Here is a 14,754-nt window from a genome sequence, read left to right on the forward strand (position 1 = left end):
GCTACTCGGCGACTCCTCGGCCGGCTACTCGGTCGCGATCGCGTTCAGTACGTTCATCCGGCCCGCCCTGAACGCCGGCACCAGGGCCGCGAACAGGCCCACGAAGGCCGAGCCGATGAAGACCGCGATGATTGTCGGCCACGGGATGTCGAGGACGTTCAGGCCCTCCAGGGCCAGCAGCTTCTGGGCCGTGGCGCCCCAGCCCATGCCCAGCCCCAGGCCCAGCAGGGCGCCGAAGAGGGCGATGACCACCGACTCCATGCGGATCATGCGGCGCAACTGGCGGCGGGAGAGGCCGATCGCGCGCAGCAGGCCGATCTCCCTCGTCCGCTCGACCACCGACAGGGCCAGGGTGTTCACCACGCCCAGGACCGCCACGATGATCGCCAGGGCCAGCAGGCCGTAGACCATGTTCAGGAGCTGGCCGACCTGGTCCTTCAGCTCCTCCTTGTAGTCCGTCTGGTCGCGGACCTGGTACTGCGGGTAGGCGTCGAGGGACTTCTTCAGTGCGGCGTACGCCGCCTCCTCCTGGCCCTCCTTCGCCTTGCCGAACATGATCACGTTCTGCGGGATCCGGTCGGCGGGCAGGTACTTCGACAGGGTCTCGATGCTCATGTAGCGAGCGCCCTGGTCGATGGAGGTGTCGTCGTCCGTGATGGCCGCGACCTTCAGCTTCGCGGTCTCGCCGCCCTTGAAGGCGACGGAGACGGTGTCGCCGACGCGCACGCCGTGCTTCTTGGCGTAGTCGGAGCCGACCGACATGGCGTCCTTGCCGTAGGCGGCGGACAGGGTGCCCTGCGTGGTGGTACGGCGCAGGTCCTCGGCGTACGTCGGGTCGGCGGCCGTGATCCCGGTGTCGTCGGTCTTGCCGTCCGGCGACGTCAGGGTGGCGTCGACGTCCTTGTAGCGGGTGACGTGGGCGAGGCCCGGCGTCTTCTGCATGGCCTTCTCGGCCTGCGGCACGATCGGCTGCTGCTGGCTCATGACGATGAAGTCCGCGCCCACCGACTTGTCCAGCTCGCTCGTCGCCGAGGCGACCATCGAGGAGCCGACGACCGACAGACAGGCCACCAGCGCGAGGCCGATCATCAGGGCGGCGCCCGTGGCACCGGTACGGCGCGGGTTGCGCAGGGCGTTGCGCTCGGCCATGCGGCCCACGGGCCCGAAGGCGCGCAGCAGGACCGCGCTGATCACCCGGACCACCGCACCCGCGAGGAGCGGGCCGATGACGACGAAGCCGATCAGGGACAGCACCACACCGCCGCCCAGCATCAACGCGCCGTCGCTCGCCTTGTCGGCGGTGGCAGCCGCGTACAGGGCGAAGGCGCCCGCGCCGGTCAGCACCAGCCCGACCAGGCCGCGCACCCAGCCGGCCTTGCCGTCGGCCGGCGTACCGGCGTCGCGCAGGGCGGCCATCGGGGACACCTTGCCCGCGCGGCGGGCAGGCAGGTAGGCGGCGAGCACCGTCACCACGACGCCGAGGATCAGGCCGACGACCGGGGTCGTCACCTTCACCGTCAGGTCGTCGGTGGAGAGGTTCATGCCGGCCATCGACATGAGCTTCATCAGGCCGACCGCGATGCCGACACCGGCGGCCACACCCAGGACGGAGCCGATGAAGCCGAGCAGCAGCGCCTCCACCAGCACGGACCGGTTGACCTGCCGGCGCGAGGAGCCGATCGCCCGCATCAGGCCGATCTCACGGGTGCGCTGGGCGACCAGCATCGAGAAGGTGTTGATGATCAGGAAGATGCCGACCAGGAACGCGATCCCGGCGAAGCCGAGCATGGCGTACTTGATGACGTCCATGAACGCGCCGACGTCCTTGCGGTTCTCGTCGGCGCTCTCCTTGGCCGTCTGGACCTTGTACGAGCCGTCCAGGGCCTGCGCGACGTCCTGCTTGAGCTTCGCGTCGCTCACGCCGTCCGCCGCGGTGACGGACACCTGAGTGAAGCGGCCGGTCGCGCCGAGCAGGGTGCGCTGGGCGGTCTCGGTGTCGAAGTAGACGACGGCCGCGCCCGGGTTGGTCACCTTCCAGGAGGCGATGCCGACGATCCGTGCGCGGATGTCGCCGGTGGCGGCGATGGTGCGCAGTTCGTCACCGAGCTTCAGGTCGTGCTTGTCGGCGGTGTCCGCGTCGACCATGACCTCGGTGGGCCCGCGCGGGGCGTGCCCGGAGGTGATCTCCATGGACTTCTTGTCGTTCTCGGTCCAGTTGCCGGCGATGGTGGGTGCGCCGGTGGAGGAACCCATGTTCTTGTTCTCGGAGTTGACGACGGTCACGCTCATCGAGCCGACCGAGCCCTCCGCCTTCTTGACTCCGTCGACGGCCGCGACCTGCTCGACGGCCGAGGCGGGCAGGGAGGCGGGCTTGCCGGTACCGGCGCCGTCGTCCTCGTCCTTCGCCTCCTTGGGGCTGACGGTGACGTCGGAGGAGGTGACGGCGAAGAGCTTGTCGAAGGTGGTGTTCATCGTGTCGGTGAACACCAGGGTTCCTGAAACGAACGCCACGGACAGCAGCACGGCCACGGCCGACAGCGCCATCCGCCCCTTGTGCGCGAAGAAGTTGCGCATCGAGGTCTTCAGGACGGTCATGACGTACGCCCCCGCGCGTCGAAGTCCTTCATACGGTCCAGGACGGCGTCGGCGGTCGGCTTGTACATCTCGTCGACGATGCGTCCGTCGGCGAGGTACAGCACGCGGTCCGCGTACGAGGCGGCGACCGGGTCGTGGGTGACCATCACGATGGTCTGCCCGAGCTCGTCGACGGACCTGCGCAGGAAGCCGAGGACTTCGGCGCCGGCGCGGGAGTCGAGGTTTCCGGTCGGCTCGTCACCGAAGATGATCTCCGGGCGGGCGGCCAGGGCGCGGGCGACGGCGACGCGCTGCTGCTGACCGCCGGAGAGCTGGGTCGGCCGGTGCTTGAGCCGGTCGGAGAGCCCCACGGTGTCGACGACGCGCCCGAGCCATGCCCGGTCCGGCTTGCGGCCCGCTATGTCCATGGGCAGCGTGATGTTCTCGATGGCGTTGAGCGTGGGCAGCAGGTTGAACGCCTGGAAGATGAAGCCGATCCGGTCCCGGCGCAGTTGCGTGAGCTTCTTGTCCTTCAGACCGGTGATCTCGGTGTCGTCGAGGTAGATCTGGCCGCCGGTGACGGTGTCGAGCCCGGCGAGGCAGTGCATGAGCGTGGACTTGCCCGACCCCGAGGGGCCCATGATCGCGGTGAACTGGCCCCGTGCGATGTCCACGTCGACGTGGTCGAGGGCGACGACACGGGTCTCCCCCGACCCGTACGCCTTGACGACCTGCCGCGCCCGCGCGGCAACGGCCGTACGCCCTCCAGTGCCCCCGTGCCTGGGAATGGTCACAGCCGATGTCACGGTATTTCTCCTAAGTCGGTCAGCAGGTGAATCGCGAGAACTGTTACGACGTTCAGTCTGGTGGCGGGACAGGGTCCGGCGCGCTGGTGCCCAACCCCCTCTTGTGCGGGGGAAAACCCCACCCCCGGTGGTTCGGTATGCCGCCCCCCAGCGGCGTAAAGCCAGGTTAAGGACGGCCCCCGCACCGTCTCGTCCTCCGGCGGTACCAACCCTCCCCGAGACCTAGTACGGAGGTCCCCCTAAGGGCTGTCCACCCTTCGGTGGAGCGCGCGTCGGGGTTGTCTCCACCCTCGGACCCATCGAGCCTCCACCCTCCCGCGGCGTCAGGGTCAAGTGGGAAGCTGTTCCGCGACAGATAGGTGCACGGGGAAAGCAATAGGAGAGGAACCCCGGTGGGCAGTACGAGACCCGCGATACGCGACACCGCACAGCGCACCGGAACCGACAAACGCGCGGCCGTGGTCGCGGCCCTGATGCTCGCGATGGCGCTGGCCGCGCTCGATGCCACGATCGTCTCCACGGCCGTACCGCAGATCGTCGGCGACCTCGGCGGCTTCTCCGTGTTCTCCTGGCTGTTCTCGGGATATCTGCTCGCGGTGACGGTGACCCTCCCCGTCTACGGCAAGCTCTCCGACACCTTCGGCCGCAAGCCGGTGCTGATCGCGGGCGCGGTCGTGTTCCTGCTGGGGTCGCTGCTGTGCGCGGTGGCGTGGAACATGGCGGCGCTGATCGCGTTCCGGATCGTGCAGGGACTGGGCGGCGGGGCCCTTCAGGGCACGGTCCAGACGCTCGCCGCCGACCTGTACCCGCTGAAGGAGCGCCCGAAGATCCAGTCCAAGCTGTCCACGGTGTGGGCGCTGTCCGCGGTGGTGGGACCGGGCCTGGGCGGAGTGCTGGCGGCCTACGCCGACTGGCGCTGGATCTTCCTCATCAATCTGCCCATCGGGGCGGTGGCGTTGTGGCTCATCGCCCGCCATCTGCACGAGCCCCAGCGCGCGAGGACGGGCACGCGCGCGCATGTCGACTGGGCGGGCGCGCTGGCGGTGTTCGCGTGCGGGGGCGTGCTGCTGACGGCTCTGGTGCAGGGCGGGGTGGCCTGGCCGTGGCTGTCGGCCCCTTCCCTTGCTCTGTTCGCCACGGGGCTCGCGCTCCTCGGGGTCGTCGTGCTGGTGGAGCGCCGGGCGGCCGAGCCGATCATCCCCGGGTGGGTGTGGCGGCGCCGGACGATCGCGGCGGTGAACCTGGCGCTCGGCGCGCTGGGTCTGCTGATGGTGGCGCCGACGGTGTTCCTGCCGCTTTACGCGCAGGCGGTCCTCGGCCTGGCCCCGGTGGCGGCCGGATTCGTGCTGTCGGTCTGGACGTTGAGCTGGCCGGTGTCGGCCGCGTTGAGCCAGCACGTGTACCGAAGGATCGGCTTCCGCAACACGGCGATGCTCGGCATCGGAACGGCCTCGCTGATTCTGCTTACGTTCCTGTTCCTGCCGTATCCCGGAGCCGCCTGGCAGCCGACACTGCTGATGCTGCTGCTGGGGGCGGCGCTGGGGCTGTTCCAACTGCCGCTGATCGTGGGTGTGCAGTCGACGGTCGGCTGGTCGGAGCGGGGGACGGCGACGGCGTCGGTGCTGTTCTGCCGGCAGACGGGCCAGACGATGGGCGCGGCGCTGTTCGGTGCGGTGGCGAACGGCGTGCTGGCGTCCCGGCTCGGCGGGGGAGACGACCTGGACTCGGTGACCCGCGCGCTGGATTCCGGCGGCACGGCACCGGAGGGCACCAGGAGGGCCGTCGCCGACGCGGTGCACGCCGTGTATCTGGGGGCGTCGTGCGCGGCGGCGCTGGCCTTCCTGGTGCTGTTGCTGCTGGCGCCGAGGCGGTTCCCGGTCCTGAACGAGGCCGGTGATCAGGCCGCCTCGGATCGGGTCAGGGGCGATGCCGTCCCGGAAGACGGACGTTGACCTCGGGGTTGTCCGGTGACGGTCCGTCGAGCAGCGGCTGCGGGACGCCCTTCAGGTGCAGGTCGAAGAAAGCGGCGACGTACGCGCGTGTGAGGGCCAGCGAACGCTCGTAGGGCAGCGGAGCGGCGTCCGGTATGCCGGCCAGTCCCGCGAGGAGGGGTACGTCGGTGAAGGAGCCGTGGTCGGCTCCCGTGACGGACAGCCAGCGCTTCCAGCCGTCCAGTTCGGCCCAGGTCTGCTCCCAGCTCGTGTCGGCCGGCGGCCGGTCCTTGGCCCCGAACATCAGGAAGGGCCGGCCGTCGAGACCGCCGGCGGGAACCTTGGCGAAGAAGGTGCCGTCCATGTTCACGCCGGCCCGCACGCGCGCGTCGCCGGCCATCGTCGCGGCGGCCGCGTTGCCGCCGATGGAGTGCCCGGCCATGCCGATCCGCTTCGCGTCGATCACGCGCGCGTACCGCCACGCGGGATGGCGCCCGGCATGACGCCCGGTCAGCCGGTCCAGCACGAAGGAGACGTCCTGCGCCCGGCTCTCGGCGACGGTCCTACCGCCGATCGTGGGGAACTCGGTGCAGATCGCGCAGGGCAGGGTCTGCCCGTCGGGGAGGGTCGTGCCGGCGTTCTCGTACGGATGGTCGACCAGCGCGACGACGTATCCACGACTGGCCAGGTCCTCGGCGAGACCGGTGAGCGTGGAACGCGGGAAGGTGAACCCGGGCGAGAGCACGACGAGCGGGAACCGGCCGTGCGCGGGGCGGGCGTCGGCGTACGCCCAGGTACGGACGCCGCTGATCACCTCGGGCGGGACGGTGGCGTCGGGCGCCCTCAACTCCAGGAGGTGGCGGGCCTCTTCGGTGGTCATGTAGGGCGCGCTCGGTCCGCTCGTGCCGGGGCGCGCCGGGTAGTACATGGACACCATGAGCTGACGGGGACCCGCGGAGGGCACCCAGGGGTCCGGACGGTCGCGGTCGACGAGGTGGAGGGTGCTGCGGCCCACGGTGTGCGGGCCGGTGGGGCGGGGCAGTCGGGCCGAGGCGGTGGTGGAAGCGGGCGCGGACACGGGCGCGGCGGAGGCGGCGCCCGCGCCCACGGCGGGGAGGGTCAGGGCAGGTCCGAGCACGAGCACGACGGACGCCGCCAGGGCTAAGAAGCGCGGCCTGTTCAGTGACCGGTTCGGTGATCCGTTCATTGACGGGTTCAGCGACGGATCCGGCGACTGGTTCGGTGATCTGTTCATGTGGAGGACGCTAGGTCGCGAACCCCTGACCTGGCGTCGCCCCGCGGTCGTAGGCCAGGGGTGTCGAGTGGCGGTGCCGGTGTCCTTCCCCGGTCGGACCGGCCCCCGACGGCTTCACCTACGCTGTCCCCCATGCCGACCCTGGAGCGCCTGCGCGCCGACCACGCGGACGCCCTGTTCGCCTTCGAGCGCGAGAACCGGGAGTACTTCGCCCGTACGGTGCCCGACCGCGGGGACGCGTTCTTCGAGCCCGCCGGTTTCGCGGCCAGGCTCGAGGCGCTGCTGGCCGAACAGGCCGACGGGGTCTGCCACTTCCACGTCGTGCTCGACGACGAGGGCCGCCTCGTCGGACGGGTCAACCTGGTCGACGTCGAGCGCGGCTGCGCCGAACTCGGTTACCGCGTCGGCGAGCGCGCGGCGGGCAAGGGTGTCGCCACAGCGGCGGTGGCGGAGTTGTGCCGGATGGCCGCTACGGCGTACGGGCTGACGTCCCTGGTCGCGGTCACCACGCTCGACAACCTGGCGTCCCGGACCGTCCTGGAGAAGAACGCGTTCGTCGCCTCGGGTGACACGACGGTCGGCGGTCAGCCCGGGATCCGCTATCGGCGCGAGCTTCTCGGGCACTGACCGGGCGGAACCGGCCCGCGGGGTCGACGTGGACCGCATCGCCGCCGGCCTTCGTCAGGGCTCCCCGTTCTCGAAGACTCTGCGCAGTTCGTCGACCAGGCCGGGGTCAGGGCTGGGGTGGTATGAGATCGCCGCATCCGCGATCATCTGCGCGATCCCCCAGACCGCACGCCGGTACGCCGTGTGCTTGCCGGACGCCTGTAGGCCGTACAACCCCAGTTTGGCGTACTCACTGCCCAGATCCTTGCCGGTGAATGCGATCTCGCGCGCCTCCGGAGGCAGTTCCATCGCGTCGACCGGCGTCCAGAGCACCGGCACGATTTTCGGGTGCTCGCGGGGGGACGACAATTGGCGGCGCCATTGGATGACGTCCCACTCCCTGCGGCTCCACTGGTTGATGAAGTACCTGCGTGTGTAAACCGGCACGAAGACCCAGGTGTTGGCCAACGCGTGCAACGTGTGAGACTGCCAGGACGCGCCCACGGGAATGTTCTGGCCGAAGACACCGATGTTCTCGTCCCAGTCCGTCACAGCCGCGATGTCATCGACCAGCATCGTGAAAAGGCGGCGTTCCGGGCTGTCTGTGTCTCGCCGATCACTCGGAACTGCTGGAAAACGGGCGCTGCTCAGGAAGAACAGCGGCCCCTGCGACGGCATGTCGGCGGGAGCCGGCTTCAGTTTGCGCTCGCGGACTTCGATTGCTCGCTCGTAGATCTCCCACGCAGTGTTCTCAACGAGCCCCGACGTGATCTCGATCGTCGTAGTGATCTCGGCGGCTGACGCGACGAGGGCGCGCAAGCGTCCGTCCGCGTCGATCAGCGCGGCACCCGCAGGAGGTGTGAACGTCCCGGACTGGCCGTGGCCCATCATCAGGCGCGGCGTCGTCGACGAGCCGCCCTCGGGCTGCTCCCACCATGCCGCGGTCACCGCGGGATCCGCCGTGCGGGCGACGATGACCGCCGGAAGACTGCCTGCGTCGACCTTCAGCCAGCGCAGTCTCGGGTTGTCGCTGCTCACCATCGAGCCGCGCACGCGAAGGGGCGAGCGGTTCTGCCGGTGAACATGGCCGCGCGCCTCTCTCCCCGGGGGGAACGCAGCGGTCAGAACCGTGTCAGGCCGTACCGCGACACCGGTACCGACAAAGTTGTTTCCTTCGTCAGTGATCCAGACGAGCGACTGAACGAACCGCGCCATCTCCGGTCGGCTCACCAGCATCCCCTGAATCGGGTCACCGACCGCCCACGGCCCCATCCCGAACATCGACACGACCTCAGCCAGCACCCGCGGATTCGTGCCTGTGACCTCGACGAGACGGCCCAGCTCGGCCTCGTCGTGCCACAGCTCCCCGCGATGCGCGTCGAGCGCCGCCGCAAGGTAATCCACGGCCGACCCTCGGCTCAGGTCGGTCAAGGTGACGCTTTCGTGCGGCAACGGCCACCGCGCTCCGTCGGCGAGGGTCGCGAGCAGGCTGCCGTACCCCGGCGGCGGCAGGCACAGGCTCGACGCACTCTCCGGGTCTCCGGGGTCGGCAGCGAAGGTCTCGGGCGTGACGCCGTCGTAGATCAGCAGCCAGCCGGGATTTCGCATCAGATAGTGAGCGAGTGCAGTCAGCAGGGCGGTCGGGAACCTGCCATCAGGGGACCCATGCAAGAACCCGAGTTCCTCGGCGAAGTCGGTGAGGTCCGCCAGGAGGCTCTCCCGGCTCTGGGCACGGATCCACCGGACCATGGTGAATTCCTCGGCCAGTATCGCCGCGCAGTCCGCCGCCAACGCGCTTTTGCCCACACCCGCGGCTCCCTGGATCACGCACGTCGTCCAGGGCAGGACCGGATAGCGCGTGTTGGACTTCGGACTGCCTCTGAGCAGCACCGCCAAGACGTCCGTAGCCTCAGCTCCGCGGGTGTAAAACGGCGGCCGCTCCGGTATCCGGTTCGGCACCGAGACAGCGACGCCGCCGCCGACCGCGACCTCGTGCCCCTGCTCCTCGCCACCTTCTTCCAGATCCCGCGTCAGCGTTCGCCGCAGCCAGGAGAGCAGCCTCGGTCGCCGCTCCTGGCTCTCGCCCTTCCGCTCGTCAGGCTCAGGCTGCGGCTCGGCCACAGCAGCCGACGCGGGCGCCTCGACCCGGCCCCGCGTCAGCTTCGCCACCACCTCCGCGTGGTCCCCGCCCAGCCCGGCGATCACCGCCCACGCGACCTCCGCGAACGCCTGGCTGCCCTCCGGCACTTCGCGTCCGTCCAGCCCGCCCCCGGCCCCCACCGTGGCCAGCAGCGCCCCGAAGTCGTTGATCCCGCCGAACGTTGCCGCCACCCGCTCGCTGACACCCTCGATGACCTGCTCGAGAACCCTCAACGACTCCGTACGGCTGAGCCGTTCGAGCAGCGCGTCCCGCACGCCCTCCCGGAAGTCGTAGAGCGCGGCGTCCGGATCAGCGCCGGGCCGGGCCGGCGATCGGCGCACAAGGAGCCCGGAGAGGAAGATCTCGGCCAGATGCATCGGCGTCGACGCCGGAAGCATGGTGCGCTGGACCAGCCTCATCACCGGCAGGCTCAGCGGCGCCGCGGCCAGCAGCCGAAGCAGCCGGAACGCCTCCGGCGAGTAGCCCTCCTCGAAGCGCTCGATCCAGGCCGCAGCAGTCGTCGGTTCGTCCCCGGCGTCAGCCGGGCTCACCCGGTCCACAACCGTCAGCGCGGCGGCCTGTAACGGCACCCAGTCCGTCGTACGGCCGGACACGAGCCGCGCCCACGGGGCCAGCCAGTCGCCGGAGACCTCCAGCACCGGTAGCCAGCGGATCCGCGCCCGGTCCTCGGCCCCGGCCCGTCCACGGGCGATACCCGGCAGCGGTCCCGAGGAGCGCATCTCGATCGTGGCACGGCCGGACTCCGTGCCACGTGCCCGGACGGGGGCCGTACGCAGCGCCGTACGGTGCCACAGCCGGCTGGGCAGCACCTGGAGTGCGACGACCGGGCGGCGTACGGACCAGTCGGCCAGCGTCTTCGGCAGCTCCGTGCCGTACCAGGACGGGCCGGCCCCGTCGGTCAGCACCAGGACCATGCGCCGACCGGCGGGATCTGCCAGGGCCTGCCGCCAGCGTCGTGTCGGTGTCGTGGCCAGCGCGCCTCTGCGGAACGGGGTCAGCGTCGGTTCGACTCCGTCGGTGCCCAGCGCCCACGCACGGACGTCGGCGAAGGCGCCGTGGCGGGCGAGCAGGGTCCGCAGCTCATCGGCCAGGCGGTGCCACACGGTCATCGTCGTGCCGGTGTCGATCAACAGGTCCACCGAGAAGCGCAGTTCGGCGGCGGGCCGCATGATGGGCAGCATCAACCCGGTGTCGCCCGAAGCCGCCGCCGTGGCCTCCACGTCCAGGACGCGGGCACTGGGCGAGGGCACCGATTGGCGCAGGGGGCGCAGGGCGCGGGTCAGGGTGAGGGCGTCGGGAAGGGCCTGGGGCTGAGCGACACGGATGGCTTGCGCAGCACCGGGGCGGGGCGGAGCGGTGCCGTCGGCGCTCCCGGGGAGGTGGAGTCGGGCCGGCGCGGGGGCGGGCTCGGCGTCGGGAGCAGGCTCGTCGTTCTGGGGTTCCGGCGGGGACGGGTCCATGGCCGGCGGGAGCGCCGTGGGGTCCGTGCCGTTGCCGAGCAGTGCCCAGTCGACCGGGTCGAGTCCGCTGAGTCTGGCGATCCACAGCGCGTCGAGGGCGTCGTTGGCGTCCGGGGCGTCGCCCGCTTCCAGGAGGCGGGCGAGTTCGTGGCGCAGGATGCCGTCGGGGAGGGGTTCCTCACTTTCGGGCGCGTCCGGCGCACCGTCCGGCTCGGGCTGCTGCGCAGGCGAGCGGGACTCGTGGGTCCATCGCCGGAACGGCGGCTCGAACGACGACGTCACGCCCGCTCAGCCCCGATCCAACGGCCGCAGCAGATCCTCACCCAGCAGGGCGCGGCCCACCTCGTCGTTCCACAGCCCCCGGTCGGCCATCAGCAGCGCGTTGAGGAGCTGGTCGTTGGCGAGTGTGCCCTTCTCCCGCTGCCTGGCCAGGAACTGGATGATGATTTCCGCCCGTACCTCGGCGGAGGCGCTGTTGCCGTCGGTGCCCGGCTCGCCCAGGTGCGCCGCGACCATGCCGGTCAGCCGTTCCTGGTCTGCCGCACCGATCTCCAGCCGGATGCAGCGGCGCAGGAACGCCATCGGGAACTCCCGTTCCTCGTTGCTGGTCAGCACGACGAACGGGAACTGTGTGCACGCCACCTCACCTCCGTGAACCTGTACCTCCTGACGGTCGGCGGTCGTCACCGTCTGGGGCTCCGCCCCCAGCCGAGCCAGTTCGGGGATGAGGAACTCGCCCTCCTCGAAGACGTTCAGGAGGTCGTTGGGGAAGTCCATGTCGCTCTTGTCGATCTCGTCGATCAGCAGTACCCGGGGGCGCTTCCAGGGCAGCAACGCCGTGCCCAGCGGGCCGAGCCACATGTACTTGCCGATGTCCGGCGGCCTGGTCCCCTCGCCCTGGCCGCTCGGCAAGGTGCCCGCGTTGCGCAGGCCCGCGTCGTAGAGGCGGCCCACGGCGTCGTACTCGTACAGCCCGTCCTTGAGGGTGGACCGGCTCGTGATGCCCCAGCGCAGCACCGGACCGAGGTTCAGCTCGTGCGCCACGGCGTACGCGAGCGTGGACTTTCCGGTGCCCGGTTTTCCGGTGAGCAGCAGGGGGCGACGCAGGTGCAGGGCGAGGTTGACGAGGTGGATCTCGCGCTCACCGGCTTGGTACGCGACGCCCTGGCTCCTGCGGCCGAGGTGGCGCAGGACCGCGTCGTCTTCGGGGGCCTGCGGGGTGTCGAGCAGCCGTTCCGGCTTCTTGCCGCCGTGTCCGAAAGCCCGCCAGGGCGGTGCCCCGGGCAGGTCGTCGATGGCGTTGTGCGGGGTACCGGTTCCCTCGTAGACCCACCAGTCCGGCTTCTTCGTCATGCTGCTCCTTCGCCGGCCCCGCGGGTGCCGGTCATCTGCTGGTCCTGGCCGCTGAAGACGCATGTCGGGTCGTCCCACAACAGGGTGATCTGGTTGTGCACGCTGTGCGGGTCGCGCCGCCCGCGCTTACGGGCCTCGTGCACGCTGTGCGGCAGGTCCGCCAGCCGACCGGGCGGGCGGCCGTCGCGCAGGACCTCCAGGAGCGAACCCGGGTCGCCGTCGTCGCGGCGCCAGACCATGACCGGGATGCCGTCCTCCAGCAGCGCACCCCGCACGGCTTCCCGGATGAGTTCGTCGTCGTGGTCGTACGGGATTCCCAGGCCCAGGCAGGACAGGTCGGCGTGTTCGAACAGCCAGTCCGCGACATCGGCGGGTTCGGACAACCGCAGGGACGGATATCTGCTGACGGGGCAGTTCCACGGTTTCGCCGGGGCGGTCCGGGCACCGGCCCGCTCCACGCTGTCCGGGCCCATCCAGCCGATGTGCTCCAGCACGTCTCCCGGCGTCCCGTCGCGGTCCGTTGTCTCCAGCGCCTGCCAGCGGCGAATCCACTCGTCATGGACCGTGCTGTCCTTGTAGCGGGTCAGGGACCGCACGACGACCTGGCAGCTTCGGCTGAGCGGGACGCCGGCCGAACCGCCCGGCCACGCCTCGGCGGGATGGTCGAGCAGCGAGTGCGGCAGCAGGAACTCCACGCGCTTGCTCACGCCTCGACCCGCCTCCGCAGGTTCCCGCCAGTCCGCCAGGAATGCACGGCCGCACTCCTCCAGCCTGCCGCCGGTGAAGATCCCGGGCCCGGGCCGCGTACCGCGGAAGACCGGCTGGGCGTCGCCGATGCGCTCGTAGTGGTAGCCACGCAAGGAGTAGCGGCGCTGGGTGTACGGCAGGTCGCTCGGGGCGTCTTCCTCCTCGACCCGTATCTGGATGATGACCTGGCGTTCGACGTCGGCGGGCGGCGTTCCGGCGCCGTCCGCGCCAGGGGCCTGGACCGAGGCGATCAACGCGGTGAGTTCCGGGCTCGCCTCGGGCTCCTCGGCCAACAGGGCGAGGAACCGCAGGAGTTGGATGCGAGGAGCCGCCGGCTCGGTGGGGTTGACGCGTGTGTCGTGGAGCTCGAACAGCACCTGCGGAAGGCGTGTGACATGCAGTGGGCGGCCTTCGGTGCGGCGCTCGGTCAGGTATCGATGGACCGCCGTCCTCCCGAAGTCCCCGTCCCTGGAGTGCAGTTCGCCGATGAGGTCGAGCATGAAGGGTTCGGGCAAGGGGCCTTCCGGGCCGGCCACGACCAGGACCGCCAGGTCGAACCACAGGGTGGCGATGTCGTCCTTTTCCACGTAGGCCAGGGCGGCCCTCAGCGACTTCAGCGTGCCGGTTCGCCGGGCGGCCTGCACGATGGCGTGCAGATGGTCACGGGCGATGTTGGACTCGGGGGCGGCGTCCCGGAGCGCGGCATCGGTTCGCTGGAGCAGGTCGTGGCGGCCTTCGAGCCGCCGGAGCCGAGGGATGCCGGCCAGGATCCCGGTGAGGAGTTGTTCCGGGTCCCGCACGGACTGCCCTTGCCGGACGGGATCCGGGGTGCAGTCCGGGCCACGGTGATCACGGGGGGCCGTCCGACCGGCGGAGAGCCTTCGACGCAGGCGGTGGAACACTCACGACCCCCCGAGCACCAGTCCGCTGCTCACGAGCAGGTCCCGCACCCGCTTGGTGCCGACGTCGTCCGGCGCGATCTCCTTCAGAGCCACGTACATCACCTTCAGTACCGCGTCGGCCATCAGCGTCGTTCGCCTGATACGGCCGTCCAGCGCACGCAGATGCGTCCGCGCTTCCGCCGACTCGGGCACGTCGAAGACGTAGTCCGGCCCGCCCAAGGAGTCGCTCATCATGTCCAGGAGTTCGAAGCGGTAGTTCAGCCGGCGCAGTTTCTGGCAGGCCATGAGCGCGTCGACCAGGTCCGTCGACTGAGGCATCACGAAGGTCGGGGGCGGCGGCTCCAAGGACGGCACCGGTGCCGGCTCGGTCACCGGGGGGCCCAGTACCAACGGCGTACCGGCCTCGGCGGAGGCGCGCGTCGGAAGCACCACCCTCGGCCCGAGCGGCGGCTCGGTCTCGTAGGGCTGGCCGGTCAGGAGTCGCAGCAGCTTCTCCGCGCCGTCGACAGTGAATCCCTCCACGGTGTAAAGGCTGTTGGGGCTGCCGCCCAGCCACAGGGGCAGATGTTCCGGGGAGCCTCCGGGCAGGACGACGGGGATGATCTTGTCCAGTGCGGCGGCGTGATCCTCGTACACCAGGTTGCGCAGCAGCATGGCCTCCCACTGCACCCCCATGCCCTCGCCGGGCGCCGCATCGCCCTCCGCACGCCGCTTGTACTCCGGCGAGGCGATGGCGATCACATGCCGACTGTCCCGGATGCCGCGCAGCATCCACAGCGCCCAGTCCCGGCGGCGCTCGCCTGCGGGCAGATCCAGGTCTGCGTGGATCCCGCACCGCCGCAGGAAGTGGTGGAAGTCCCGGACTCGGTCCGTGTGCTCCGTGTCGTCATGCGCGTAGGAGATGAAGACCCGCTCCGGCGACGTCGCCGCCTCCCCCATGTGCCCCCCTTGCCTGCGAC

General features: G+C 70.5%; 9 protein-coding genes. 2 read left to right on the forward strand and 7 right to left on the reverse strand.

Translation table 11 applies throughout. The features are described 5' to 3' along the window. Positions 1–24: 24 nt before the first annotated feature. Together ACZ69Q_RS33405 and ACZ69Q_RS33410 are read right to left on the reverse strand one after the other, a co-directional pair. Positions 25–2,595 (reverse strand): ABC transporter permease, encoded by a 2,571-nt coding sequence (locus ACZ69Q_RS33405; protein ID WP_471049211.1) that lies wholly within the window; start codon positions 2,593–2,595, stop codon positions 25–27. Further along, positions 2,592–3,380, reverse strand: a complete 789-nt coding sequence (locus tag ACZ69Q_RS33410) for an ABC transporter ATP-binding protein (protein ID WP_471049214.1) — start codon at positions 3,378–3,380, stop codon at positions 2,592–2,594. The genes ACZ69Q_RS33405 and ACZ69Q_RS33410 overlap by 4 nt, the downstream gene beginning before the upstream one ends. A gap of 392 nt (positions 3,381–3,772) precedes the next feature. Between ACZ69Q_RS33410 and ACZ69Q_RS33415 the strand changes: the two genes are divergently transcribed. Beyond that, positions 3,773–5,332, forward strand: a complete 1,560-nt coding sequence (locus ACZ69Q_RS33415) for an MFS transporter (RefSeq protein WP_471049216.1) — start codon at positions 3,773–3,775, stop codon at positions 5,330–5,332. Here ACZ69Q_RS33415 and ACZ69Q_RS33420 read toward each other — a convergent pair. Continuing rightward, positions 5,298–6,518, reverse strand: a complete 1,221-nt coding sequence (locus ACZ69Q_RS33420; protein WP_471049684.1) for an alpha/beta hydrolase family protein — start codon at positions 6,516–6,518, stop codon at positions 5,298–5,300. The genes ACZ69Q_RS33415 and ACZ69Q_RS33420 overlap by 35 nt on opposite strands. Positions 6,519–6,698: 180 nt before the next feature. On the opposite strand from ACZ69Q_RS33420, the gene ACZ69Q_RS33425 reads away from it, so the two are divergent. Then, positions 6,699–7,193 carry a GNAT family N-acetyltransferase gene (locus ACZ69Q_RS33425; RefSeq protein ID WP_471049218.1) on the forward strand — a complete coding sequence of 165 codons (495 nt, stop codon included), beginning with the start codon at positions 6,699–6,701 and terminating at the stop codon, positions 7,191–7,193. A gap of 54 nt (positions 7,194–7,247) precedes the next feature. Here ACZ69Q_RS33425 and ACZ69Q_RS33430 read toward each other — a convergent pair whose 3' ends face one another. The 4 genes from ACZ69Q_RS33430 to ACZ69Q_RS33445 all read right to left on the reverse strand — a co-directional run bounded on the left by ACZ69Q_RS33430 (position 7,248) and on the right by ACZ69Q_RS33445 (position 14,734). Then, entirely contained in the window at positions 7,248–11,075 is a 3,828-nt protein-coding gene (locus ACZ69Q_RS33430) for an SAV_2336 N-terminal domain-related protein (RefSeq protein ID WP_471049221.1), read from the reverse strand. A 6-nt stretch (positions 11,076–11,081) separates the two neighbouring features. After that, positions 11,082–12,146: an AAA family ATPase gene (locus ACZ69Q_RS33435; protein ID WP_471049224.1), complete on the reverse strand. Its 1,065-nt coding sequence runs from the start codon at positions 12,144–12,146 to the stop codon at positions 11,082–11,084. Continuing rightward, complete coding sequence (locus ACZ69Q_RS33440; RefSeq protein ID WP_471049227.1) at positions 12,143–13,693, reverse strand: VMAP-C domain-containing protein; 1,551 nt, start codon at positions 13,691–13,693, stop codon at positions 12,143–12,145. Before ACZ69Q_RS33440 ends, ACZ69Q_RS33435 begins: the two co-directional genes overlap by 4 nt. Positions 13,694–13,795: 102 nt before the next feature. Continuing rightward, entirely contained in the window at positions 13,796–14,734 is a 939-nt protein-coding gene (locus ACZ69Q_RS33445) for a TIR domain-containing protein (protein WP_471049230.1), read from the reverse strand. Positions 14,735–14,754 lie beyond the last annotated feature (20 nt).

This window comes from Streptomyces sp. NPDC036764 (assembly GCF_055609385.1).

Bases quoted from the DNA above. Each gene is read 5' to 3' on its own strand.
- ACZ69Q_RS33435 (WP_471049224.1), bottom strand. From the start codon at position 12,146: ATGACGAAGAAGCCGGACTGGTGGGTCTACGAGGGAACCGGTACCCCG.
- ACZ69Q_RS33445 (WP_471049230.1), bottom strand. From the start codon at position 14,734: ATGGGGGAGGCGGCGACGTCGCCGGAGCGGGTCTTCATCTCCTACGCG.
- ACZ69Q_RS33420 (WP_471049684.1), bottom strand. From the start codon at position 6,518: ATGAACGGATCACCGAACCGGTCACTGAACAGGCCGCGCTTCTTAGCC.
- ACZ69Q_RS33405 (WP_471049211.1), bottom strand. From the start codon at position 2,595: ATGACCGTCCTGAAGACCTCGATGCGCAACTTCTTCGCGCACAAGGGG.
- ACZ69Q_RS33425 (WP_471049218.1), top strand. From the start codon at position 6,699: ATGCCGACCCTGGAGCGCCTGCGCGCCGACCACGCGGACGCCCTGTTC.